Source organism: Halomonas sp. 328 (genome assembly GCF_015645095.1).
Taxonomy (GTDB): Bacteria; Pseudomonadota; Gammaproteobacteria; order Pseudomonadales; family Halomonadaceae; genus Bisbaumannia.
In genome coordinates, this window is sequence record NZ_JADOTW010000021.1 from 53,639 (window position 1) to 76,824 (window position 23,186).

23 protein-coding genes are annotated in these 23,186 nt (G+C 68.8%); 7 read left to right on the top strand and 16 right to left on the bottom strand.

Going from position 1 to position 23,186, the window contains the following annotated elements:
- Positions 1-83: 83 nt before the first annotated feature.
- The 11 genes from IHD13_RS11985 to gap all read right to left on the bottom strand — a co-directional run bounded on the left by IHD13_RS11985 (position 84) and on the right by gap (position 9,389).
- Entirely contained in the window at positions 84-1,217 is a 1,134-nt protein-coding gene (locus IHD13_RS11985; RefSeq protein ID WP_195861286.1) for a peptidoglycan DD-metalloendopeptidase family protein, read from the bottom strand.
- Positions 1,217-2,158 (bottom strand): DUF368 domain-containing protein, encoded by a 942-nt coding sequence (locus tag IHD13_RS11990; RefSeq protein ID WP_230086270.1) that lies wholly within the window; start codon positions 2,156-2,158, stop codon positions 1,217-1,219. Before IHD13_RS11990 ends, IHD13_RS11985 begins: the two co-directional genes overlap by 1 nt.
- Positions 2,155-2,820, bottom strand: a complete 666-nt coding sequence (locus tag IHD13_RS11995) for a protein-L-isoaspartate(D-aspartate) O-methyltransferase (protein ID WP_195861287.1) — start codon at positions 2,818-2,820, stop codon at positions 2,155-2,157. Before IHD13_RS11995 ends, IHD13_RS11990 begins: the two co-directional genes overlap by 4 nt.
- Positions 2,807-3,553 carry a 5'/3'-nucleotidase SurE gene (gene surE, locus IHD13_RS12000; RefSeq protein WP_195861288.1) on the bottom strand — a complete coding sequence of 249 codons (747 nt, stop codon included), beginning with the start codon at positions 3,551-3,553 and terminating at the stop codon, positions 2,807-2,809. The genes IHD13_RS11995 and surE overlap by 14 nt, the downstream gene beginning before the upstream one ends.
- Before the next feature lie 64 nt (positions 3,554-3,617).
- A complete protein-coding gene (truD, locus tag IHD13_RS12005) occupies positions 3,618-4,667 on the bottom strand; it encodes a tRNA pseudouridine(13) synthase TruD (RefSeq protein WP_195861289.1) in 1,050 nt (349 codons plus the stop codon).
- A complete protein-coding gene (gene ispF, locus IHD13_RS12010) occupies positions 4,664-5,146 on the bottom strand; it encodes a 2-C-methyl-D-erythritol 2,4-cyclodiphosphate synthase (RefSeq protein WP_195861290.1) in 483 nt (160 codons plus the stop codon). The genes truD and ispF overlap by 4 nt, the downstream gene beginning before the upstream one ends.
- Positions 5,146-5,904 carry a 2-C-methyl-D-erythritol 4-phosphate cytidylyltransferase gene (ispD, locus tag IHD13_RS12015; RefSeq protein WP_195861291.1) on the bottom strand — a complete coding sequence of 253 codons (759 nt, stop codon included), beginning with the start codon at positions 5,902-5,904 and terminating at the stop codon, positions 5,146-5,148. Before ispD ends, ispF begins: the two co-directional genes overlap by 1 nt.
- Positions 5,901-6,239 carry a septum formation initiator family protein gene (locus IHD13_RS12020; protein ID WP_195861292.1) on the bottom strand — a complete coding sequence of 113 codons (339 nt, stop codon included), beginning with the start codon at positions 6,237-6,239 and terminating at the stop codon, positions 5,901-5,903. The genes ispD and IHD13_RS12020 overlap by 4 nt, the downstream gene beginning before the upstream one ends.
- 251 nt (positions 6,240-6,490) lie before the next feature.
- A complete protein-coding gene (locus IHD13_RS12025) occupies positions 6,491-7,660 on the bottom strand; it encodes a GNAT family N-acetyltransferase (RefSeq protein ID WP_195861293.1) in 1,170 nt (389 codons plus the stop codon).
- Between the two features lie 172 nt (positions 7,661-7,832).
- The gene (locus tag IHD13_RS12030; protein WP_195861294.1) at positions 7,833-8,135 is read right to left on the bottom strand and encodes a hypothetical protein; all 303 of its coding nucleotides are present in this window, start codon (positions 8,133-8,135) and stop codon (positions 7,833-7,835) included.
- Positions 8,136-8,387: 252 nt separating this feature from the next.
- Positions 8,388-9,389, bottom strand: a complete 1,002-nt coding sequence (gene gap, locus IHD13_RS12035) for a type I glyceraldehyde-3-phosphate dehydrogenase (protein ID WP_195861295.1) — start codon at positions 9,387-9,389, stop codon at positions 8,388-8,390.
- A 209-nt stretch (positions 9,390-9,598) separates the two neighbouring features.
- Here gap and edd point away from each other — a divergent pair, with 209 nt between their 5' ends.
- The 6 genes from edd to IHD13_RS12065 are packed head-to-tail and all read left to right on the top strand — an operon-like array spanning position 9,599 to position 16,974.
- Positions 9,599-11,485: a phosphogluconate dehydratase gene (edd, locus tag IHD13_RS12040; protein WP_195861296.1), complete on the top strand. Its 1,887-nt coding sequence runs from the start codon at positions 9,599-9,601 to the stop codon at positions 11,483-11,485.
- A gap of 38 nt (positions 11,486-11,523) precedes the next feature.
- On the top strand, positions 11,524-12,489 hold the full coding sequence (gene glk, locus IHD13_RS12045) for a glucokinase (RefSeq protein WP_195861297.1): 966 nt from the start codon (positions 11,524-11,526) through the stop codon (positions 12,487-12,489).
- 29 nt (positions 12,490-12,518) lie between these two features.
- Complete coding sequence (locus IHD13_RS12050; protein ID WP_195861298.1) at positions 12,519-13,406, top strand: D-hexose-6-phosphate mutarotase; 888 nt, start codon at positions 12,519-12,521, stop codon at positions 13,404-13,406.
- Positions 13,403-14,272, top strand: coding sequence for an aldo/keto reductase (locus IHD13_RS12055; protein ID WP_195861299.1), 870 nt, complete (start codon positions 13,403-13,405; stop codon positions 14,270-14,272). The genes IHD13_RS12050 and IHD13_RS12055 overlap by 4 nt, the downstream gene beginning before the upstream one ends.
- A gap of 39 nt (positions 14,273-14,311) precedes the next feature.
- The gene (pgi, locus tag IHD13_RS12060; RefSeq protein WP_195861300.1) at positions 14,312-16,009 is read left to right on the top strand and encodes a glucose-6-phosphate isomerase; all 1,698 of its coding nucleotides are present in this window, start codon (positions 14,312-14,314) and stop codon (positions 16,007-16,009) included.
- Positions 16,006-16,974 carry a carbohydrate kinase family protein gene (locus tag IHD13_RS12065; protein WP_195861301.1) on the top strand — a complete coding sequence of 323 codons (969 nt, stop codon included), beginning with the start codon at positions 16,006-16,008 and terminating at the stop codon, positions 16,972-16,974. Before pgi ends, IHD13_RS12065 begins: the two co-directional genes overlap by 4 nt.
- Positions 16,975-17,146: 172 nt before the next feature.
- On the opposite strand, the gene IHD13_RS12070 is transcribed toward IHD13_RS12065, so the two are convergent.
- The 3 genes from IHD13_RS12070 to zwf form a co-directional block, all read right to left on the bottom strand.
- Entirely contained in the window at positions 17,147-17,809 is a 663-nt protein-coding gene (locus IHD13_RS12070; protein WP_195861302.1) for a bifunctional 4-hydroxy-2-oxoglutarate aldolase/2-dehydro-3-deoxy-phosphogluconate aldolase, read from the bottom strand.
- A gap of 55 nt (positions 17,810-17,864) precedes the next feature.
- Positions 17,865-18,533: a 6-phosphogluconolactonase gene (gene pgl / locus IHD13_RS12075; RefSeq protein ID WP_195861303.1), complete on the bottom strand. Its 669-nt coding sequence runs from the start codon at positions 18,531-18,533 to the stop codon at positions 17,865-17,867.
- A gap of 92 nt (positions 18,534-18,625) precedes the next feature.
- A complete protein-coding gene (gene zwf, locus IHD13_RS12080) occupies positions 18,626-20,125 on the bottom strand; it encodes a glucose-6-phosphate dehydrogenase (RefSeq protein WP_195861304.1) in 1,500 nt (499 codons plus the stop codon).
- 269 nt (positions 20,126-20,394) lie between these two features.
- On the opposite strand from zwf, the gene IHD13_RS12085 reads away from it, so the two are divergent.
- Positions 20,395-21,249 (top strand): MurR/RpiR family transcriptional regulator, encoded by an 855-nt coding sequence (locus tag IHD13_RS12085; protein ID WP_195861305.1) that lies wholly within the window; start codon positions 20,395-20,397, stop codon positions 21,247-21,249.
- 185 nt (positions 21,250-21,434) lie between these two features.
- On the opposite strand, the gene IHD13_RS12090 is transcribed toward IHD13_RS12085, so the two are convergent.
- Both IHD13_RS12090 and purU read right to left on the bottom strand, forming a co-directional pair.
- Complete coding sequence (locus tag IHD13_RS12090) at positions 21,435-21,845, bottom strand: hypothetical protein (RefSeq protein ID WP_230086271.1); 411 nt, start codon at positions 21,843-21,845, stop codon at positions 21,435-21,437.
- A 275-nt stretch (positions 21,846-22,120) separates the two neighbouring features.
- A complete protein-coding gene (gene purU / locus IHD13_RS12095; RefSeq protein ID WP_195861306.1) occupies positions 22,121-22,987 on the bottom strand; it encodes a formyltetrahydrofolate deformylase in 867 nt (288 codons plus the stop codon).
- Positions 22,988-23,186 lie beyond the last annotated feature (199 nt).

The following is a 23,186-nucleotide window of genomic DNA, read 5'->3' on the forward strand; positions in this document are numbered from 1 at the left end:
CCCCATTCATCAGACCCTGGAACAGTGGCCGCCGAGGGCGGCCGCCTCTCTATCCATGCTTGTTGTTATAAGGTGCCGCCGCGTTAGCGCGACGGCAGGAATGTCAGGGGGTCCTGAGGCTGGCCGTTACGGCGTACCTCGAAGTGCAGCTTGACCCGGTCGGCGTCGGTATCGCCCATGGTGGCGATCACCTCGCCCGCCTCCACCACGTCGTTCTCGCTGACGCGCAGGCTGTCGTTATGGGCGTAGGCGCTCAGGTACTCGTCGTTGTGCTTAAGCAGGATCAGGTTGCCATAGCCCCTGACGCCGCTGCCCGCATAGACCACGATCCCCGGCCCGGCTGCCTTGACAGGTTGCCCCTTTTGTCCGGCGATATCAATGCCGGCGGTGATGTTGCCCCCATCACCGAAGCTGCCCACCAGCTCGCCCTCCGCCGGCCACTGCCAGGGCACCTCGGCCACCGGCGTATAGGTGCGCTGACCATTGCGGCTGGCCGGGGCGGCCTCCTCGGCCGGGGCGGCGGCCGCTTCCCGGGAGTCAGTATCCACCGGGGCTGATGACGATTCGGTGTCGGCAACCTCACGAGCCCCAGTATCCCGACTCTCGGCGCGGGGGCTCTCAACGGCGGGCTCACGGCTCGCCGTCTCCTGGGCCTGGCGCGCCTCGCGCTCCGCCAGGTCGCGCTCGCTGAGGCGACCATCGGCCCCCGGGCTCTCGGGGTTGACGACCGGACCGGGAGCCGCCGTCTCGGCCTCGGCCACCTGGCCGGCCGCCGCTACCGCTTCACCCTCCAGGGGCGTGGCGCTCAGCTGCCGATTGCGTTCGATGGCGGACTCGTCCGGGGCCAGCCAGTCCAGATCGCGATCCGCCGGGGCCTCGCCCAGGGGCGTGACCTGAACGCCGCGGGCCGGCGTTGCCTCGGCGCTGCCGGCCAGGGCCTGCCCCGTCTCACCACTGCCCAGGCGCAGCTGCTGCCCGGGCTGCAGCAGGTAGGGCGGGCCGATCTGGTTGAGTCGCGCCAGCTCGCGATAATCCATGTCGTGGCGCCAGGCGATGCCATAGAGGGTATCGCCGGGCTCCACGGTGTAGCTGGCGGGCGCCGTGGCTTCCCGAGCCACCGAGAGATCACGCACGGAAACCTGACCCCCGGGCTGCTGCTGGGCGGCACAGCCCGCCATGGCCAGGGCCACCGCCGATACCAAGAGTGCCTTACGCATCAATGTCCTCCTTGGGGTGCCCGGGATCCGGCCTGTCGGCTGATCACCAGCACCAGAATCAAGCCTGCCAGCATCAGCGCCAGCACGGGGACGAGCTGGGCCGATTCGCCGGTGAGCAGGGCATAGTCATGGGGCAGCAGGTAGCGATAATCCAGGGGGATCATCTGCTCCGCCGGCCCGAGTTGGTAACGCACCAGTTCCCGCCACGGCCAGAGCAGCGGCAGGGAACCGACGATAAAACCGATCATCAGCTGCAGGGTGCCGGTCCGGGCATGGTGCAGCAACCAGGAGAGCAGCCGCGAGAAGAAGAACAGCCCCAGTACGCAGCCCACCCCGAACTGGGCGATCAGCGCCAGATCGAAGCCCTTGATGCCCTCCATCACGGTGGCATAGAGCCCCATGGTCAGCAGCAGGAAGCTGCCCGAGAGCCCCGGCAGCAGCAGGGCGCTGATGGCGATGGCACCGGCCACCACCAGCATCAGCGACTCCGCCCCCAGCTCCGCCACCAGGGGCATCAGCCCCGGCAGGGCCCGGGCCAGCAGCAGGCCACCGATCAGCGGCAACACATGCCAGAGGCGCCAGTTCGTCAGGCTACGACTGACCACCAGGGCCGAGGCGGCGACCAGGCCGAAGAAGAAGGCATCCAGCAGCAGCGGATGGGCCTCCAGCAGCCAGGTGACCAGGTGCGCCACGCTGACCAGGCTGATGCCGATGCCCAGCAGCAAGGGCACCACGAAGGTCAGGTTGAGGTGCAGCGCCAGGCCGCTCAGGCCGCCGCGGCGCCAGGCGCCGAAGGCGCTGGGGCCGAACTGCTTGATGGTATGGATCAGCTCCTCGTAGATGCCGGTGACGAAGGCGATGGTGCCTCCGGATACCCCGGGCACCGCATCGGCGGCGCCCATGCCGGCCCCCTTGAGGAAAACGCTAGCCTTGAACTTCAACGAATGACTCCTTCCAGTAGCGGCACGAAGCGAACCCGCTCGAGCCGCCGGTAATCGTAACCCTGCCCCTGGCGCTGAACCCGGGTCAACCACTGCTGGCCATCGCGCTCCTCCAGGGGCGCGATCAGCACCCCGCCCTCGGTCAGCTGTTCCAGCAGCGCCTCGGGCAACTCGCTGGCGCAGGCAGTGAGCAGGATCACATCGAAGGGCGCCGCCTCCGGCCAGCCGTGGCCGCCATCGGCCAGGCGCAGGTGCGTGTTATGGGCCCCGAGCCGCCGCAGTCGCCCCGCGGCGCGGCGGTGCAGGGCGGCGATGCGCTCCACCGACCACACCTCGGGCACCAGCCGCGCCAGGATCAGGGTCTGGTAGCCGGAGCCGGTGCCGATCTCCAGCACCCGCCGTGGTGACTCATTGACCACCAGTTCGCTCATGCGTGCCACCATCCCCGGCTGGGAGAGCGTCTGGCCATGGCCGATGGGCAGGGCGGTATCCTCGTAGGCCCGATGGGCCAGGGCCTCGTCGAGGAACAGGTGGCGCGGCTCGGCGGCCATCACCTCCAGCACCCGGGGCTCCTCGATGCCGGCCCGGGCCAGGCGCCGCGCCAGGCGGTCCCGGGTGCGCTGGGAGGTCATGCCGATACCGCGCAGGTCAAGCGAGTGCATCCAGCCAGCCTCGTACGTCAGCCAGGGCCGCATGCCGGGTCAGGTCGGTCTGCAGCGGCGTGATGGAGACATAGCCCGCCTCCACGGCGGCGAAATCGGTATCGGGGCCATCGTCGGCGCTCTCCCCCACGGCGGCGATCCAGTAGCGCTCGCGGCCTCGGGGGTCCTGCACCCGCAACGGGCGGGCGGCGGGACCACGAAAGCCCAGCCGGGTCACCTTGAAGCCCTGGATCTCGCTCCAGGGCCGGTCCGGCACATTGACATTGAGCAGGCTGCGCGGCGGCAGCGACAGGGTGTCGGCGGCATTGACCAGGCTCGCCGCCACCCGGCCGGCGGTCTCGAAATGGCGATGGCCCACCAGCGACATGGCGATGGCCGGCATGCCCAGGTTGCGCCCCTCCATGGCCGCCGCCACGGTGCCGGAATAGAGGACGTCGTCGCCCAGGTTGGCGCCATGGTTGATGCCGGAGATCACCAGGTCCGGGGTCTCCTCCCAGAGGTCGCTGACCCCCAGGTAGACGCAGTCCGCCGGGGTGCCGTCGACGCTGTAGAAGCCGTTGTCCAGGGCATTGAGGGCCAGCGGTCGAGTCAGGGTCAGGGAGTTGCTGGCCCCGCTCTTGTCGCGATCCGGGGCCACCACCCGCAGCCTGGCCAGGCCGGTCAGGGCGTCATGCAGGGCGCGCAGCCCCGGGGCATGGACGCCATCGTCATTGGAGAGCAGCAGTCGTCGCATCCTGGGTCCTCGTCTTGTCCGCCGACTGAGCGGATGATACGTCCGGCGAAATGCCGCCGGGAGCTTAAAGGGTCGGGTGACTGATCAATTCCCGCAGCACGGCGGTGGCGAAACCACCCCGGGGCAGGTCGAAGGCGAGCCAGACGCCGCCCGCATCGCGCTGCAGGCTGGGATTGCCCAGGCGCAGGCGCAGGGCGCGCCGCCCCAGGCTCACCCCGGCGGCCTCGAGGCCGGCGCAGAGCGCCGGCGCCAGCGTCGTCAGGGCCTGCTCATACTCGGCCGCCTGGTCGCCACTGCCCAGGCGCCCCTTGCCCCAGAGCACGCCGCTGGGGTGCAGGTCGAGGCGTTCGGCCCGGGCCAGAAGCTCCTCGTCCGGCGTCTCCACCAGGAACTGGCTGGCGGTGCCGTCCAGGATCACCAGCTCGCCGGGCAGCGGCCGGGCCCAGTTGCCCTCGGCGATGCGCCTGGCCAGCAACTGGTTGAAGAGGTAGCTGCGCGTCGCGGAGAGCAGCAGGCCTTCGGGATCGGCACGCTTGCGCCAGCCGCGCGCCAACAGGGCCTCGGCGCGCCCCAGGTTGCGCCCCTCGTGGCCGAAGCGCTGGGGGCCGAAGTAGTTGGGCACGCCCTGCTCGATCAGCGCCTGCCAGCGGGCATCGAAGTCGGCGGCCTCGCAGGCCTCGCCGGTGAGGCGCAGGCGGAAGCGGTTGCCCTTGTGCACTCCGCGCTTGAGCTTGCGGGGATGACGGTGGTATTCCAGCAGCCTCACCGGGGTCTCCCCCAGGCGCGCTTCCAGGTCTTCCGGCGCCTCGCGGCCCGGCAGATGCACCGAGAGCCATTGGCGGGTCACCGCCTGGCGATCCTTGAGGCCGGCGTAGCCGATGTCCCGGGGCCGCACCTCGCAGGCCCGGGCCAGGCGCTTGACCAGCTCCGGGGTGGTCAGGTCGCGCTTCTCCACCCACAGCCAGAGGTGCTCGCCCTGCCCTTCCGGGGCGAAGTCGAGCAGTTCCTCCACCAGGAAGGCCTCGGGAGTGGCGCGATATTCCCCCGGCGGCGGCGTGCCGAAGCGTGCCTCCAGGACCCGCGGCCAGTTCGGCGGCCAGTGGATCTCGCTCATGCCTGGCGTTCCAGCAGCACCACCGCCTCGGCGGCGATGCCTTCGCCGCGACCGGTGAAACCGAGCCGCTCGGTGGTGGTGGCCTTGAGGTTGATGGCGTCCCGGGGCGAGTCCAGGTCCTCGACCAGGTGGTCCACCATGGCCGCCAGGTGGGGCGCCATCTTGGGGGCCTGGGCGATCAGGGTGGCGTCCAGGTTGCCGAGCCGGTAGCCGGCCTCCGTCACCAGGCGATGGACGTGGCGCAGCAGGTCGCGGCTATCGGCGCCGGCCCAGGCAGCATCGGTGTCGGGGAAGTGGCGACCGATATCGCCCAGGGCGCAGGCGCCGAGCAGGGCATCGCAGATGGCATGCAGCAGCACATCGCCGTCGGAGTGGGCCACGAAGCCGTGATCGAAGGGGATGCGTACCCCGCCCAGCATCAGGTGGTCGCCCTCGCCGAAGCGGTGGACATCGAAGCCGTGGCCGATTCTCAGGCGCATCAGGTGGACTCTCCGGGGTTGCCAAAAGGGTTGCGATCAGAATTGCGATAAGGGTGGCGACTGGTCTCGTCCTGGGCGGCGAGGATCCACCCCGCCAGGCTCAGGTCGTCGGGATGGGTGACCTTGAGGTTGTCGCGGCGCCCGTTCACCAGGCGCGGCGCCAGGCCCAGGGCCTCCACCGCCGAGGCCTCGTCGGTGATCACCACGCCCTGGGCCCGGGCCGCCTCGAGGGCACGACTCAGCAGCCCGTAAGCGAAGCCCTGGGGAGTCAGGGCGTGCCAGAGGCCGTCCCGGGGCTCGGTGGCACGGATATGGCCCCGGCCATCGTCGCGCTTCATGGTGTCGGCCACCGGCGCGGCGAGGATGGCCCCGGCGGGCGATGCCAGGGCGGCGTCTCGGAGCCGGTGCAGGTCATCGACGGTGACGCAGGGGCGAGCCACGTCGTGGACCAGCACCAGGTCGTCGGCGTCGGCCTCGGCGGCGATGGCCGTCAGGGCGCCGCCGACGCTATCCACCCGCTCGGCGCCGCCGGGGCTGCGCCGCCAGTCGGCGAAGGGCACCCAGCGGGGATCGAACCAGGCATCGTCGGGATCGAGGCAGAGGCAGAGCCGCGCCTCGGGGAAGGCCTGGTGCAGCCGCGCCAGGGTACAGGCCAGGATCGGCTGGCCGGCCAGTTCCAGGTACTGCTTGGGACGGTCCGCACCCATGCGTTTCCCCTGCCCGGCGGCGGGCACGATCAGCCAGAGGCGACGGCTCATGGGCGGCCCTCCCCGGCGTCAAGGGGCAGGGCGTTCTGCTCGATCAGGGCCGATTCGATCACCACCCCGGGCACCCAGAAGAACTGCTCGTCGCTGCGTACCATGCCCAGCTCGCTGCGGCCCCGCTCCTCGATGGCATCGAGGCCGGTCTTGAGGTCGTTCACCTCGGCGGCCAGGCGCTGGTTGCGGGCGCGCAGCGGCTCGTTGGCCGCTTCCACCACATCGGCCCGGGCCCGGGTCTCGGCCAGCTCGCGCAGGCCGCCCTCGCCGAACCAGAGGCGGTACTGGAGCAGGGCGATCAGCACCAGCAGCACGCCGGCCAGCCACTTGAGCATGAGGTCATCCCATCCACGGAAAAGGTCGGCGGCGATTATGCCATTATCGCCGCCATGGCGGCGAGTCGCGGCCGGGGTTATCCAGGACTATCACCGTTAGCTTTGGGATCCGGGGCTACCCTGGGGGCAGCCCGTCGCGGGGCGCTGTGAACCCCTCCCTGGGCGCTACTTTTGCCATCCCTGGCAAAAAACCCCCGCTCCATTCTGCCCCCAGCGCCCCTCGGCGATTCCGACTGTGATAGCCCTGTGGGTTATCCGGTCGCATTCCCCACGCAATCCTTGAACGGCAGGGCCGCCTCGGCGGCGTCGCAGTAGGCCGCCAGGTGCTGGGCCTCCTCGGCGCAGAAACGCACCACGGCGTCGCGCAGCCGCGGGTCGGCGATATGGTGCAGGGAGCGCAGGCGGCTCGGAGCGAAGCCCCGGGCCAGCTTGTGCTCGCCCTGGGTGCCCGGGTCGAAGGTGGTCAGTCCCTTGGCCAGGCAGTGCTCGATGCCCTGGTAGTAACAGGCCTCGAAGTGCAGGCTGTCGGCCATCACCTCGCTGCCCCAGTAGCGACCGTAGAGGGTGCGGCTGCCCTGCAGGCTCAGCGCCGCCGCCACCGGCCGCCCCTCCAGTCGAACCTGTACCAGCAGCAGCGCCTCGGGCATCGTTTCCCGCAGCCGCTGGAAGAACGCCAGCGACAGGTAGGGGCGCTGGCCCCGCTCCAGGTAGGTCAGGCAGTAGCAGCGGTAGAAGTGGTCCAGGGCCTCGGCATCGATGGCCTCGCCTTCCAGGCGCTCCAGGTGCAGCCCCTGGTCGGCGACCAGGCGCCGCTCACGGCGAATCGCCTTGCGCCGCTTGGAGGTCATGGCGGCCAGAAACCCCTCGAAGTCGCCGAAGCCCGCATCCCGCCACTGGAACTGCACCCCGTGGCGCACGACCAGGTTCGGCCGGGCCGCGAGCCAGGCATCCACCTCGGCGCTTTCGGCAAACAGCAGGTGCCAGCCGGAGAGCCCGCCACCCTCCCAATCGGCGGCCAGCTGCTGCCGTGCCTCCGCCGGGTCGATATGCGGCGCCAGCAGCAACCGCGGTCCCGGGGCCGGGGTAAAGGGAATCGCACTCAGGGCCTTGGGGTAGTAGCGGCCCCCCGCCCGTTCCCAGGCATCGGCCCAGCCCCAGTCGAAGACGTACTCGCCCCGGGAGTGAGCCTTGTGATAGAGCGGCAGGGCCCCGACCAGTCGCTCGCCTTGCCACAGGCAGAGGTGCCGCGGCGTCCAGCCGGTGGCGGTGGACACCGCCCCGCTCGCCTCCAGGGCGGCCAGGAATTCGTGGCGCAGGAAAGGGTAATCCTCCCCGACCAGGGCATTCCAGCGGGCGGCGGCCACCTCGTCGATGGCGGCCAGGGCCTGCACCCGCAGGGCGGGGCGCGCAGTTCCATGCATACGGACAGACTCTCGGATGACAACCTTCCGACCATAGCGAAGCGACGCCCACCGGGAAAGTAGGCGCCGCCAAACGACGCGAAAAAGCCGAGATGGGAAAACGGAAAAGCTAGCGCCGGACGACCTGGCCAGGAAAGTGGGCGCCGCCAAACGACGCGAAAAGGCGGGGGGACTAACGCCGCGCGACCTGGCGTCGGGGCTCGGGCCCTGCCTGGGTATCGGCGTCAGCCGTGGATTCGGCGGCCCGGTATGACGGCCTGGGGGCCGGAGGGCGGCAGGCGGCCAGCAGGGCCTCGAACTGCTCGCGGGTCAGCTCCACGCGCTCGCTGCCCTGGCCAGGAGCCCAGCAAACCCAGAGCACCGGCGTGGCCTGGGACTGATCGACGCCCACGATGCGCCCTTCACGGCCCTTCTGGGTATCGCGAAGCGAGAGCCCCAGCAGGGGCTGCACATCGACGGGGGGCGGGAATCTCACTCTGCCTGTCACGGCCGCTGCTCCATGTTAGTGACCATTCAGCGTCCATCGCTGATGGGACTAAGCCTAGCAGCTTAGCGCCGGACAAGCACCGTTGGCCAGCGCGGAAGTCAAGCGTGGCGGCAGAAACCAGAAACGAGAACGGGTGCCCGAAGGGCACCCGTGAAGCGCAGGACATGACGTCACCATGACACCGGAGCGGAGCCGTGAGTCGCCGTGGGCATGGCGACGCCATATCGTGCCTGGGGCGGATCAGCGCGCCGCGGCCATGGCCAGGGCGGTGTCCAGCATGCGGTTGGAGAAGCCCCACTCGTTGTCGTACCAGGCCATCACCTTGACCAGGCGACCATTGACGCGGGTGTGGTTGGCGTCAAAGGTGGAAGAGTGGGCATCGTGATTGAAGTCGATGGAGACCAGCGGCAGGGCGTTGACCGCCAGCACCGGCGAGGCCTCGGCGGCCTTGGCAACGATGGCGTTGATCTCCTCCTTGGTGGTGTCGCGGCCGGCGGTAAACACCAGGTCCACCAGGGAGACATTGATCACCGGCACCCGCACCGCCAGGCCGTCCAGCTTGCCGTTGAGCTCCGGCAGCACCAGGCCCACGGCGGCGGCGGCACCGGTCTTGGTGGGAATCATCGACTGGGTGGCGCTGCGCGCCCGATAGGGGTCGCTATGGTAGACGTCGGAGAGGTTCTGGTCGTTGGTGTAGGCATGCACCGTGGTCATCAGGCCGTTCTCGATGCCCACCGTGTCCTGCAGGGCCTTGGCCACCGGCGCCAGGCAGTTGGTGGTGCAGGAGGCATTGGAGACCACCTGGTGCCCGGCCTCGAGCACGTCCTCGTTGACGCCATAGACCACGGTGGCGTCGGCATCGGGGCTGGGGGCGGAGATCAGCACCTTGCGAGCCCCCGCCTCCAGGTGCTTGGCGGCGGCCTCACGCTTGGTGAACAGGCCGGTGCACTCCATCACCAGGTCGACGTTGAGGGCGGACCAGGGCAACTGGGCCGGGTCGCGCTGGGAGGAGATGGCGATGCGATCGCCGTCGACGCTGAGGCTCTCCTCGTCATGCTCGACCTTGAACGGGAAGGGGCCGTGGACGCTATCGCGCTGCAACAGATGGGCATTGAGGGCCGGGTCGCCCAGGTCGTTGATGGCGACCACCTGAACCCGGTCGCGGTAACCGTTTTCGTAGAGGGCCCGAAGGACATTGCGGCCGATGCGGCCAAAGCCATTGATCGCGACACGTAGGGTCATGCTGGCATCCTCGCGTTCTTGTGCTGTCGAGTCGATGACGGCGACCCCGCTGAAAGGAGCCGACGCCTGGTAACAGTGAAAGATTACTATCTATGACCCCCAATTTGGCCCAAAGTCGGGGAGCTTTCAAGGTATTTTTTTGCTAAGTTTACAACATCGGACATCGCCGGGCCGGCGAAGTCTTCTCACTTCGATCAGACGAGGTTGCCATGACTGCCCAGACTCCCCCGCTCAATGACGTCGTCAACCGTGTGACACAGCGCATCGCCGAACGCTCCGCCGAGCGCCGCGCCCTCTATGAGGCGCGCATGGAGGCGCAACACCGCCGGGGCGTCCACCGGGGCGAGCTCTCCTGCGGCAACCTGGCCCACGGCTTCGCCGCCTGCGGCGAGACCGACAAGGGCCGCCTCAAGCTGATGAACAGCGCCAACCTGGGGATTATTTCGTCTTATAACGACATGCTCTCCGCCCACCAGCCCCTGGAGAGCTACCCGGAGATCATCAAGGAAGCGGCCCGGGCCATGGGCTCCACCGCCCAGTTCGCCGGCGGCGTGCCGGCCATGTGCGACGGCGTCACCCAGGGCCAGCCGGGCATGGAGCTGTCGCTCTTCTCCCGGGAGGTGATCGCCATGGCCACCGCCGTGGCCCTCTCCCACAACATGTTCGACGCCGCCCTCTACCTGGGCGTCTGCGACAAGATCGTCCCGGGGCTGTTTATCGGCGCGGCGCGCTTCGGCCACCTGCCGACCCTCTTCGTGCCCGCCGGCCCCATGCAAAGCGGCCTGCCCAACAAGGAGAAGGCGCGCATCCGCCAGCTCTATGCCGAGGGCAAGGTAGGCCGCGACGAGCTGCTGGAGGCGGAGTCCGCCTCCTACCACAGCCCCGGCACCTGCACCTTCTACGGCACCGCCAACTCCAACCAGCTGATGATGGAGATCATGGGCCTGCACCTGCCCGGCGCCTCCTTCGTCAACCCGGGCACGCCGCTGCGCGAGGCCCTGACCCGCTACGCCGCCGAACAGGCGATCCGCAACAGCGACGCCGGCGGCACCTATCGCCCCTTCTATAAGCAGGTCGATGCCCGGGCCATCGTCAACGCCATGGTCGGCCTGCTCGCCTCCGGCGGCTCCACCAACCACACCCTGCACCTGGTGGCCATGGCCGCCGCGGCGGGACTCACCATCACCTGGGACGACTTCACCGAGCTCTCCGCGGTGACCCCCAGCCTGACCCGCATCTACCCCAACGGCCAGGCCGACGTGAACCACTTCCAGGCCGCCGGCGGCATGAGCCTGCTGATCCGCGAGCTGATCCAGGCCGGCCTGATCCACGCCGATATCCCCACGGTGTTCGGCACCGACCTGACCGCCTACACCCAGGAGCCCTTCCTCGAGGACGGCAAGCTGGTGTGGCGTGAGGGTCCCACCGAGAGCCTCGACGCCGACGTGCTGCGCGGTGTGGCCGAGCCCTTCGCCCCCACTGGCGGGCTCACCGTGCTCGACGGCAACCTGGGGCGCGGGGTGATCAAGGTCTCGGCGGTGGCCGAGGAACACCGCCTCGTCGAGGCCCCGGCGCGCATCTTCGAGGACCAGAACCAGCTCAAGGCGGCCTTCGAGGCCGGCGAGCTGGACCGCGACCTGGTGGTGGTGGTGCGCTTCCAGGGCCCCAAGGCCAACGGCATGCCGGAGCTGCACAAGCTGACCCCCTTCCTGGGCGTGCTCCAGGATCGCGGCTTCAAGGTCGCGCTGGTCACCGACGGGCGCATGTCCGGTGCCTCAGGCAAGGTCCCGGCGGCCATCCATATGACCCCCGAGGCCCTCGACGGCGGCCCCCTGGCGCGGCTGCGCGACGGCGACATCATCCGCCTGGACGCCAATGCCGGCACCCTCGAGGTCAGGGTCTCCGCCCATGACCTGGCCGAGCGCGAGCTGGGCGAGCCCCACCTGGAGCACTACCACCAGGGGCTGGGTCGCGAGCTGTTCGCCGGCTTCCGTCACCTGGCCAGCGGCTCCGAGCATGGCGCCTCGGTGTTCGGCGGCTTCGAGGCCGACGACCTGGCCCAGCAGGCCGGCCAGATCCACGACGAAGACGCCTAAGCCTTGTATCTGCGACTGTTTAAAGAGGCCAGCTTACGATGATTCGACCGGCATTGATCGGTGATATCGGTGGCACCAATGCGCGCTTCGCCCTGGTGACCCCCGGCGCCTTCGAGCCCCACGATATCCTCAGCCTACCCTGCGCCGACTACCCGGGCCTGGTGGAGGCGGTCAACGACTACCTGGCCCGGGTCGGCGCCACCGGGGCCCAGGCGCCCCGGGAGGCCTGCCTGGCCTTCGCCTGCCCGATCCGCGGCGACCGGGTCAAGATGACCAACAACCACTGGGCCTTCTCCCGGCGCGAGGCGCAGCAGGCGCTGGGCCTGACGCTCTTCAAGGTGATCAACGACTTCACCGCCCAGGCCCTCGGCGTGCCCCATGTGGCCGACCAGGACCTCGTCGAGGTGCAGCCCGGCGAGGCCCTGGCGCATACCGCCCGGCTGGTGATCGGCCCCGGCACCGGGCTCGGCGTGGCCGGACTCTTTCCCGGCCGCCAGGCCTGGATCCCGCTGCCCACCGAGGGCGGCCATGTCACCTTCGCCCCCACCGACGAGCGCGAGCAGAACCTGCTGCGCCACTTCCGCAACCGCTACGGGCGGGTCAGCGTGGAGCGCATCCTCTGCGGCCAGGGGCTGCTCGACCTCTACCTGGCCCACTGCTCCCTGAAGGGCGCCCCGCCCCGCTACGCCAGCCCCGCCGAGGTCAGCGAGGCGGCGGGAGAAGACCCGGTGGCCCGTGATACCCTGCTGCGGTTCCTGAAGATCCTCGGCGACGTTTGTGGCGATGCGGCCCTGACGATGGGCGCCCGGGGCGGGGTCTACCTGTGTGGCGGCATCCTGCCGCGGTTGCTCGACTGGCTGCCGCGCAGCCGCTTCCGCGAGGCCTTCGCCGCCAAGGGGCGCATGGGCGACTACACCGCGGCGATCCCGGTGCAGGTGGTCACCGCCGCCTGGCCCGGCCTGCTGGGCGCCGCCGAGGCCCTCCACAACCCCGAGGTCGACTAGGTCTTGTCAACGTCCCCCAGGAGAGCCCGATGATTCCCGATTCCCTGCGCCAGCTGCTGGATGCCACCCAGGGCCAGCGCCGCACCCAATGGCAAGGCCGCGAGGTGTGGCTGGCCAACGAAGCCTGGGGAGAGCTCGCGCTCTCCCTCCAGGGTGCCCAGGTGCTTCATTTCCGCCCCACGAGCCATGACGCCGGCGGCTGGCTCTGGGTCACCCCCTCGCCCCAGCCCCTGCCCGGGGCGATCCGCGGCGGCATCCCGCTGTGCTGGCCCTGGTTCGCCGACGAACGCTACGCGGACGAATCGGAAGACCATAGCGGCCCCTTCCACGGCCCGGCCCGCAAGGCGGACTGGCGCCTGGACGCGGTGGACGAGCACGAGGGCGGCATCGAGCTGCACCTCTCCCCGGAGAGCCGCCTGCATAGCCAGCTCAGTCCACGGCTGCTGGTCCAGGCCAACGCCAACCGCCTGCATGTGGAACTGATCACCGAGCACACCGGCGAGACCCCGGTGAAGCTCAGCGGCGCCCTGCACAGCTACCTGGCGGTGAGCGACGCCCAGGCCTGCCGCGTCGAGGGGCTGGCCGGGGCCCGCTACCTGGACAAGCACCGCGACTTCGCCGAGGCCGATCAGCAGGGCGAGCTGGGGATCCGCGGCGCCGTGGATCGCATCTACCACAGCAACGCCGAGCTGGTCCTCGACGACGGCCGGCGCCGCCTGCGCATCGCCCGCCAGGGCAGCGACTCGGCGGTGGTCTGGCACCCCGGCGAGGCCCCGCCCGAGGACACCGCCGCCGAGGCGGCCCGCCGCTTCCTCTGCGTGGAGGCCGCCAATACCCGCCTCGACCCGGTGTGGCTGGTACCCGGCGCCCAGCACCTGCTGGGCACCACCCTCTCTCTCGCGGAGGACACCCCATGAGCGCCGCCTTCGACGTGCCCCTGGTGCTGGGCATGATGCGCCTCCACGAGGCCCGGGACCTGCAGGATCCCGAGCGCCTGGCCGACTGGATCGAAGCGCGTCTCGACCAGGGCCTCGACTGGTTCGACCACGCCGATATCTACGGCGACGGCCAGGGCGAGACGCTGTTCGGCGCCGCCCTCAAGAGCCGCCCGGGCCTGGCCCAGCGGGTGCGCATCATCACCAAGGCGAGCATCATCACCCCCCAGCGCGACGCCTCCGGCTATGCGGTCAAGCACTACGACGCCTCGCCGGCCTACCTGGGCGCGGCCATCGACGCGGCCCTGGCCCGGCTGGGGGTCGAGCGCCTCGATCACTTCCTGCTGCATCGCCCCGACCCGCTGATGGACGCCGAGGCCACCGGTCGCGTCCTGGACGACGCCGTGGCCGCCGGCAAGATCGCTGCCGCCGGGGTCTCCAACTTCCTGCCGGAGCAGTGGCGGCGCCTGCAGGGGGCCATGCACCACAAGCTGGCGGTGCATCAGCTGGAGCTCTCCCTGGGGCATAGCACGCCGCTCTTCGACGGCAGCTACGACGCCCTGCTGCGGGACGGCCTGGCGCCCCTGGCCTGGTCGCCGCTGGGTGGCGGGAGCGTCTTCGAGGATCGCCTGGGCCGGGTTCTGACCGCCGAGGCCGAGGCCCACGGCTGCAGCCCCGGCGCCCTGGCCCTGGCTTGGCTGCGCCGCCTGCCCGGTGGCCCGGTCCCGGTGGTCGGCACCCTCAAGCCCGAGCGCCTGGAGGCGCTGCTGCAGGCCCCCGAGCCGGCCCTGGCGCCACCGCCCTGGTATGCCCTGCTGGAGGCCGCGCGCTGCCATCGCGTGGCCTGAGGCTCTACTAACAACCACAGTCACGACCCGGAGGAACCCATGTTTCAGCTGACCCGTAGCGTCACCTGGCAGGCCCTGGAGCGGCTCTGCCGCGAGACCAGCAAGGACCGCATCCACGACTACTTCGCCGCCGACCCGGCGCGCTTCGACAAGATGAACCTGCGGGTCGGTGGACTCTTCCTCGACTACTCCAAGCACCTGGTCTCCGACGAGGTGCTGGCCAAGCTGCTGGAGCTGGCCGACCACTCTGCCCTGGTCCAGCGCCGCGCCCAGATGTTCTCCGGCGATATCATCAACGTCACCGAGGACCGCCCGGTGCTGCATACCGCCCTGCGCCACCTGGGCGACTCGCCGGTCCATGTGGACGGCAAGGACGTGATGCCGGAGATCCGCCGCACCCGGGAGCAGATCCAGCGCTTCTCCGAGGCGATCCGCAGCGGCGAGTGGAAGGGCTACAGCGGCAAGCGCATCAAGCACGTGGTGAACATCGGCATCGGCGGCTCGGACCTCGGCCCCAACATGGCCTGCCGGGCACTGCTCAAGTACCGCCACCCGGAGCTCAGCTTCCACTTCGTCTCCAACGTGGACGGCACCCATATCCAGAAGGTGCTCAGCGGCCTCGATGCCGAGACCACCCTGTTCATCGTCTCCACCAAGACCTTCTCCACCCAGGAGACCCTGCTCAACGCCAAGACGGCGCGACGCTGGTTCCTCGACCACGCCGGCGAGGACGCCGACGTGGGCGCCCACTTCGTCGCCGCCTCCACCAACCGCAAGGCGGCCATGGAGTTCGGCATCCGCGAGGAGAACGTCTTCGAGTTCTGGGCCTGGGTCGGCGGGCGCTACTCCATGTGGTCCTCCATCGGCCTGCCCATCGCCCTGTCCGTCGGCTTCGACGGCTTCATGGAGCTGCTCGAGGGCGCCCATGAGATGGACGAGCACTTCATCTCGGCCCCCTTCGCCGAGAACATGCCGGTACTGATGGCGCTGATCGGCATCTGGTACATCAACTTCCTGGGCGCCGAGACCCAGGCCATCGTGCCCTACGACCAGGCCCTGCATCAGCTGCCCTCCTTCCTGCAGCAGCTGGACATGGAGTCCAACGGCAAGTCGGTGGATATCTTCGGCCACCCGGTCGACTACAAGACCGGGCCCATCGTCTGGGGCCAGACCGGCTCCAACGGTCAGCACGCCTTCTTCCAGTTGCTCCACCAGGGCACCCGCTTCGTGCCCATCGACTTCATCGCCTCGCTGAAGCCGGAGCCGGGCTTCGAGGACCACCACTTCGCCCTGCTCACCAATATGCTGGCCCAGGCCAACGCCTTCATGGAGGGCAGCCAGGAGGGCGGCCAGCTCGACCCCTACAGCTGCCCCGGCAACCGCCCCTCGAGCACCCTGCTGCTCGACGAGCTGACGCCCAAGAACCTGGGCGCCCTGATCGCCCTCTACGAGCACAAGGTGTTCGTCCAGGGGGTGATCTGGAACATCAACTCCTTCGACCAGTGGGGCGTGCAGCTGGGCAAGCGCATCGCCGGCGAGATCAGCGAGCGCATCGACGAACGCACCCAGGACTTCGATGCCTCCACCCAGGGGCTGCTGGCCCTGGTCCGCCAGCACTTCCCGGGCCGCGACCCGGCCCGCGCCGCGGATAAGGCCGAGGCGGCCAAGACGGCCCCCGAGCAAGGCAGCTCCGCCAAGGCCGGCAAGGCCAAGCGCGGCAAGGAGCAGGCCCGATGATCCCGGTGATCGCCTTCGGCGAAGCCCTGGTCGATATGCTCTCCAGTCGCCTCGGCGAGGCGGCCGGCAACGCCCCGGAAACCTTTACCCCCTATGCCGGCGGCGCCCCGGCCAATGTGGCGGTGGCCTGCGCACGCCTCGGCGTGCCGAGCCGCTTCCTGGGCATGCTCGGCGACGATCACTTCGGCGACTTCATCGCCGAGGAGCTGGCCGCCCACGGCGTCGATACCGACGGCGTGGTGCGCACCCGGGCCGCCCGCACGGCGCTGGCCTTCGTCTCCCGGGACGCCAGCGGCGAGCGCACCTTCGACTTCTACCGGCCGCCCGCCGCCGACCTGCTCTACCGCCTGGAGCACCTGCCCCAGGGGGTCTTCGCCGCGCCGGCCATCCTGCACCTGTGCAGCAACAGCCTCACCGAACCAGACATCGCCGAGACCACCCTGGCCATGGCCGAGACGGCCCGCCGCGCCGGCTGCCTGGTCAGCGTCGATGCCAACCTGCGCCACAACCTCTGGGCGGACGGCCGGGCCGACGCACCCCTGGTCACCCGGCTGCTGGATGGCGCCGACCTGCTCAAGCTCTCCCGGGAGGAGGTCGACGACCTGCGCGGCGACCACCCCGAAGCCGCCTGGCTGGCCGAGCGCCTGGCCGCCGGGGTCAAGGCCATCGTCATCACCGACGGCCCCGGCCCGGTGCGCCTGCTGGGTGCCGGCCGCGAGCTGAGCGTGGCCCCGCCCCAAGTGAAGGCGGTGGACACCACCGCCGGCGGCGACGCCTTTATCGGCGGCCTGCTGGCGGAGCTGGCCACTCACCTGGAGAGCGCCGGCATCGCCAGCGACTGGCACCAGGATGACGCCTTCCTGACCCGGGCGGTGACCACCGCCTGCCAGTGCGGCGCCCATGCGGTGACCCGCCCCGGCGCCTACGCCGCCCTGCCCACCCGGGAGGACCTGGCGAGGCACTGACCTTCCTCTGGCTTAACGCCAGCGCCTCGACACCAGCGGCTCAAACCAGCGCCTCGCCCCCCAGGGCGGGGCGTTGCCGTTGTCTGGATAAAAAAGACCCGCCGGATGGCGGGTCGAAGGCACAGCACTAGCCTGTAGCTACGGGCTGTCGAGAGAGAAGCGGTACAGGGTCTCAGTGGTGGAAGCGCTCGGCGGCCTGGCGGGCCAGGTCGCGGATGCCGTCCCAGTCCTCGGCCTCGATCAGGGCCTTGGGGGTCAACCAGGAGCCGCCCACGCACATCACGTTGGGCTGCGCCAGGTAGTCGGCGGCGTTGTCCAGGGTGATGCCGCCGGTGGGACAGAAGCGTGCCTCGGGGATCGGCGCGCCGAAGGCCTTGATCGCCTTGACGCCGCCACTGGACTCGGCGGGGAAGAACTTGAAACGGCGGTAGCCGTACTGCCAGCCGGTCATCAGCTCGGAGACAGTGGCCACGCCGGGCAGCATCGGCACCGGGCTCTCCACGCCGTAACGGTAGAGGGCCTCGGTGGCGCCGGGGGTGACCACGAAGTCGGCGCCGACCTTCTCGGCCTGGCGATACTGGGCCGGGGTCAGCACGGTGCCGACGCCGATGCTGGCCTTGGGCAGCGCCGCCTTCATGCGCGCCACCGCGTCCAGGGCGCAGTCGGTGCGCAGGGTCACCTCCAGCACCGTCAGGCCGCCCTCCACCAGGGCGCGGGCCAGGGGCACGGCGTCCTCGAGGCGCTCGATGGTGATTACCGGGATCACTTCCGCCTTGAGGCAGATGCTGTCGATCTCGGTGGTGCGGGTGGAAGGCAGCTGTTTATCGATGGTCATGTCGGGAACTCCACATCGGGGCGGGCGCGGGCACCCGGCCGGGTAATCGGAAAGTTCAGGGCGCCCAGTAGATCGCCAGGGGGCAGGCCAGGAAGGCGCGGATCGGCAGCTCGCGAACGTCGTCGCCGGCCAGGGCCCGGCCCAGGACGCTGCGCTTGTCCTCGCCACTGAGGTGCAGGAAGTGGCGACGGGCCTGATGCAGTCGGTCCGCGCTCAGGGTGATGCGCGCCTGGGGCTGACTCGGGGTGCGCACCGCCACCAGAGGCTCGGCGGTACTCAGGGCCAGCCCCAGCTCCTGGCTGTCGGGGAACAGCGAGGCGGTATGGCCGTCGCCGCCCATGCCGAGGATCACCACGCTGGCCGGCCAGCTCAGCGCCATGACGCGCTCGGCGACCTCCGCTACGCCCTGCTCGGGGGTCGCGGCGTCGCTGGTCAGAGGCACGAAGTTGGCCGCCTCGGCGGGGCCTCGCAGCAGGGTCTCGCGGACCAGGCGGGCGTTGCTATCGGCGGCGTCTTCGGCCACCCAGCGCTCGTCGGCCAGGGTCACGTCGACCCGCTCCCAGGGCAGCTGCGCCCGGGACAGGGCGGTGAAGAAGGGCTTCGGGGTCGAGCCCCCGGAGACCACCAGCAGGGCCCGCTCCTGGCGGCTCAGGTCTTCGCGCAGCGCCTCGGCCACCGCCTCGGCCAGCTGCACGGCCAGATGTTCACGGGACAGATCGCTCATCTTAGTAATCCTCGTACCAGCTACGACCGTCCTGGGTGATCATGGCGGTCTGGAGTGAGCCGACACGGCCCCCCGGGGCCCATCGGCCGTCTTTAGTAGTCTTCATACCAGCTACGACCATCCTGGGTGATCATCGCAATCGAGGCGACCGGGCCCCAGGAGCCCGCCGGGTAGCGCCGCGGCGCATCGTCCCGGGCCTCCCAGGCACCGATCAGTTGGTCGATCCAGCGCCAGGCGAACTCGACTTCATCGCGACGCACGAACAGGTACTGCTGACCCTTCATCACCTCCAGCAGCAGCCGCTCGTAGGCATCGGGAATCCGCGACTTGGGGAAGGCGCTGTTGAAGTCGAGGTCCAGGGGCCCCGGACGCAGACGCATGCCTTTGTCCAGGCCGCTGTCCTTGGTCAGCACCTGCAGGGCGATGCCCTCCTCCGGCTGCAGGCGGATGATCAACTTGTTGCTGGCCAGGCCGCGCTGATCCGGGTCGAAGATATAGTGCGGCTGCTGGCGGAAGTGGATGACGATCTGCGACAGCTTCTCCGGCATGCGCTTGCCGGTGCGCAGGTAGAAGGGCACCCCCGCCCAGCGCCAGTTGGCCACCTCGGTCTTCATGGCCACGAAGGTCTCGGTGCGGCTGGTGGTGTTGGCACCCTCCTCGTCCAGGTAGCCGGGCACGCCCTGGCCGTCCACCGAGCCGGCGATATATTGGCCGCGCACCACGTCCCGCTCCAGCACCTCCGGGGTGAAGGGCTTGAGGGCCTTGAGCACCTTGACCTTCTCGTCACGGATGGCGTCGGCGTCCAGGTTGGAGGGCGGGTCCATGGCGATCAGGCAGAGCAGCTGCAGCAGGTGGTTCTGGACCATGTCGCGCAGCTGGCCGGCCTGGTCGAAGTAGCCCCAGCGCCCCTCGATGCCGACCTTCTCGGCCACGGTGATCTCCACATGGGAGATATGGTTCTGGTTCCACTGGGTGCCGAACAAGGGGTTGGCGAAGCGCAGAGCGATCAGGTTCTGCACCGTCTCCTTGCCCAGGTAGTGGTCGATGCGATAGACCCGCGACTCGGGGAAGACGGCGCCGATGGCGTCGTTGATCTCATTGGAGGAGTCCAGGTCGTAGCCGATCGGCTTCTCCACCACCACCCGGGCGCTGTCGTCCAGGCAGTCGCCGGCCTTGAGGTTATGGCAGATGGCGCCATAGATGCTCGCCGGCACCGCCAGGTAGATCATCAGCGGGCGGGCATCCGGGGCCTGCTGGCGCCAGTCGCGGATGGCCGCATAACCCTCGGGCTTGGCGAAGTCGACGCTGATAAACTCCAGGCGCTCGAGGAAGCGGGCCAGGCAGGCCTTGTCCAGGGTCTCGCCCTTGAGATAGGTCTTCAGCGCCGCGGTCACCTTGTCGCGGAAGGCCGAGGTCTCGATGGACTGTCGCGCCAGGCCGAGGATGCGGGTGGTCTCGCCCAGCAGCCCCTCCCGCTCCAGGTGATAGAGCGCCGGAAACAGCTTGCGCAGGGCCAGGTCGCCGAGTGCGCCGAACATCGCCAGATCGACGCTGGGTGTCGCCGAGGCGACGGAACGGGTCTCTTGGGTCATGCCGCACCCTCTGAAAAATGGTTAACTTACCTAAAAAATACGCCATACATGCCGTGACAGGCAACTATTTTAGGTAATTTTACAACCAAAGTGTCACCCCTGGGGGCCCTCCTGGCACCTATGCCTAGCGCCCTAAGGAGTGACCGTCTAGGATAGTGCCAGACAATGTAGTGAAATAACTACATGATAGCGCGCCCGGGATCGAGTCACAGGGGCGCGTCTCAACGACCCAGTCACCGCCCAAGTTAGCAGAGAGAACGCGACCCACGATGGCCAGCCATGACCTGATCGAACGCATCCGCGCCCGCCTCGACGAGCTCAACCGCTCCGAGCGCAAGGTCGCCGACGTCATCCTCCAGGACCCCGCCTCGGCGACCGGAATGAGCATCGCCGCCCTGGCCCAGGCCTCCTCGGTCAGCGAACCCACGGTCAACCGCTTCTGCCGCAACTTCGACGCCAAGGGCTACCCGGACTTCAAGATCAAGCTGGCCCAGAGCCTGGCCGGCGGCACTCCTTATGTGAGCCGCAACGTGGAGCGCAACGACGGCGCCGCCGACTACGGCGACAAGATCTTCGGCGCCACCGTGGCCGCCCTCGACGATGCCCGCCGCGCCCTCGACGCCAAGCGCATCGAGCGCGCCGTGGATTACCTGATCCAGGCCAAGCAGATCCATTTCTTCGGCCTCGGGGCCTCGGGCCCGGTGGCCCAGGACGCCCAGCACAAGTTCTTCCGCTTCAACCTGCCGGTGATGGCCTACGAAGACGTGCTGATGCAGCGCATGGTGGCCGCCGCCTGCCATACCGGCGATGTGGTGGTGATCATCTCCTATACCGGGCGCACCCGCGAGCTGGTGGAGATCGCCCGCCTGGCCCGGGAGAACGGCGCCGTGGTGCTGGGCATCACCGCCCCCGACTCGCCCCTGGCCAAGGAGTGCACCGAGACCCTGGAGGTCACCGCCCCGGAGGACACCGACGTCTATATGCCGATGACCTCGCGGATGATCCACCTGGCGCTGATCGACGTGCTGGCCACCGGCGTGACCCTGCGCCGCGGCGAAGACTTCCTCGGCCACCTGAAGAAGATCAAGGACTCCCTCCAGGCCACCCGCTACCCGGCCCAGTAGGGCCGGGGCCCGGGCCGAGGCTCCCCCATTACACTCCGGGACTAAACACCTAGGCAGAGTGGCCACTGGGGTGGTGGGAGCGAGGCGGTCCGGCGCCCCGGGTTCCCTCGCGATTGACGCCGCAGGCGCCCTGGGACTTGGCCAGGATGAGGTGTGATGGTATTTACGCCGAAGTGCGAAGAATCTTACTTTTTCACTTCGATAAACCATTTTGGCTGCATTGCATCGAAATCCGTGCGGATATTCGAGGGCAGGTAGCTGGCCGAATCCAGCACCACGGCCTGCCCCTCCAGGCGCCTGAACACCACCCAGTGCCAGAAGTCTCTCCCCTCCTCCTGATGGTGCTTGATAGACAGCAAGGCCAGATCGGGCAGCTTGCTCCACGACTCGAAGGGAGTCTCACCGGCAGAGGCCTCGATCCCGGCGCTGGCCAGCAGCCTTCTGACATAGCGGGTGTCTGACCACAGCGATTCATCCTCGGCATAAATGCCCATGGCATTTGCCACGGCCTTCATTTCCGCATAGGACTTGCCAAGAATATTGGCAACCGAGGCGATGCCACATCCCGAGATTTCTTCCTGAATCACGACTTCCATGATCGGCTGCTCCTTGATGGTTAACGCCCAGCCTGTGGCAGATAAAACGTCATGGAGGCATGTCCCATGCCCCCCTCTTTCTCTCTAGCATAAAGGCAGACAGGTAAGTAGTGGGAGGCTGACGACATAAGCCGCGCGGGGCTTGGCCCAGTACCGCGAAAAGCCACCCTCCCGCTGGGCGCTGTCCTGGGGTGAGGACAAGGCATTGCGGGAGGGTGGCTGAGGGACAGGTAGGGTCGCCCTTCGGGCAATCAAGGCGCCTGGGGATAGGCCCCTTACCGACCGAACACCACGGTGCGATTGGCGTGGAGAAAGACCCGCCGCTCCACGTGCTGGGCGACCGCGCGGGAGAGGGTCAGGCATTCGATATCACGGCCCTTGGCCACCAGGTCTTCCGGGTAGTCGGCGTGGCTGACCGGCTCGACGCCCTGGGTGATGATCGGCCCTTCGTCCAGGTCGTCGTTGATGTAGTGGGCAGTGGCACCGACCAGCTTGACGCCCTTGTCGTAGGCCTGGTGGTAGGGCTTGGCGCCCTTGAAGCCGGGCAGCAAGGAGTGGTGGATATTGATCGCCCGGCCACTGAGCTTGGTGCAGAGGTCGCTGGAGAGCACCTGCATATAGCGCGCCAGGATCACCAGTTCGGCGCCGCTGGATTCGATCACCTCCCACACCTGGGCCTCCTGCTCGGCCTTGGTCTCGGCGGTGATGGGGAAGTGGTGATAGGGAATGTCGTGCCACTCGGCCAGGGGAGCCAGGTCCGGGTGGTTGGAAACGATGGCGCGAATCTCGATGGGCAACTGCCCGGTGCGATAGCGATAGAGCAGGTCGTTCAGGCAATGGTCGGCCTTGGAGACCATGATCACCACCGGCATGCGGGTGCCCGGGGCGGTCAACTCGAAGGTCATGGCGAACTCGCCAGCGCGCTCGGCGAAGGCGACCTGAAAGGCCTCGGCGGAGAAGTCGTCGTCCAGGGGACGGAATTCGGTACGAATAAAGAACCGATCGCTGAGCCGGTCATCGAAGGAGTGCTGCTCGGTGATATAGCAGCGGTTCTCCTTGAGGAAGCGGGTGACCACGTCCACGGTGCCCAGACGGCTGGGGCACTGGGCGGCCAGGATCCAGGTGGAAGATGCTTGGCTCATAATTGGCGCCTCACTCGAAAAGGCCGGTGCTTCGCGGATCGTGCATGACACCATGGCCTGGCTGACACCTGCTGCCAGTCAGGATCGCCCTTCGGGCGATATCGCGCGGCAAAGCCGTGCTCCCACAAGAGTACTCACGCCAAGGTGCGAAGCACCAAGAATCAGGGGATGACCAAGCCGGGAGCAGGTACACCCTGCC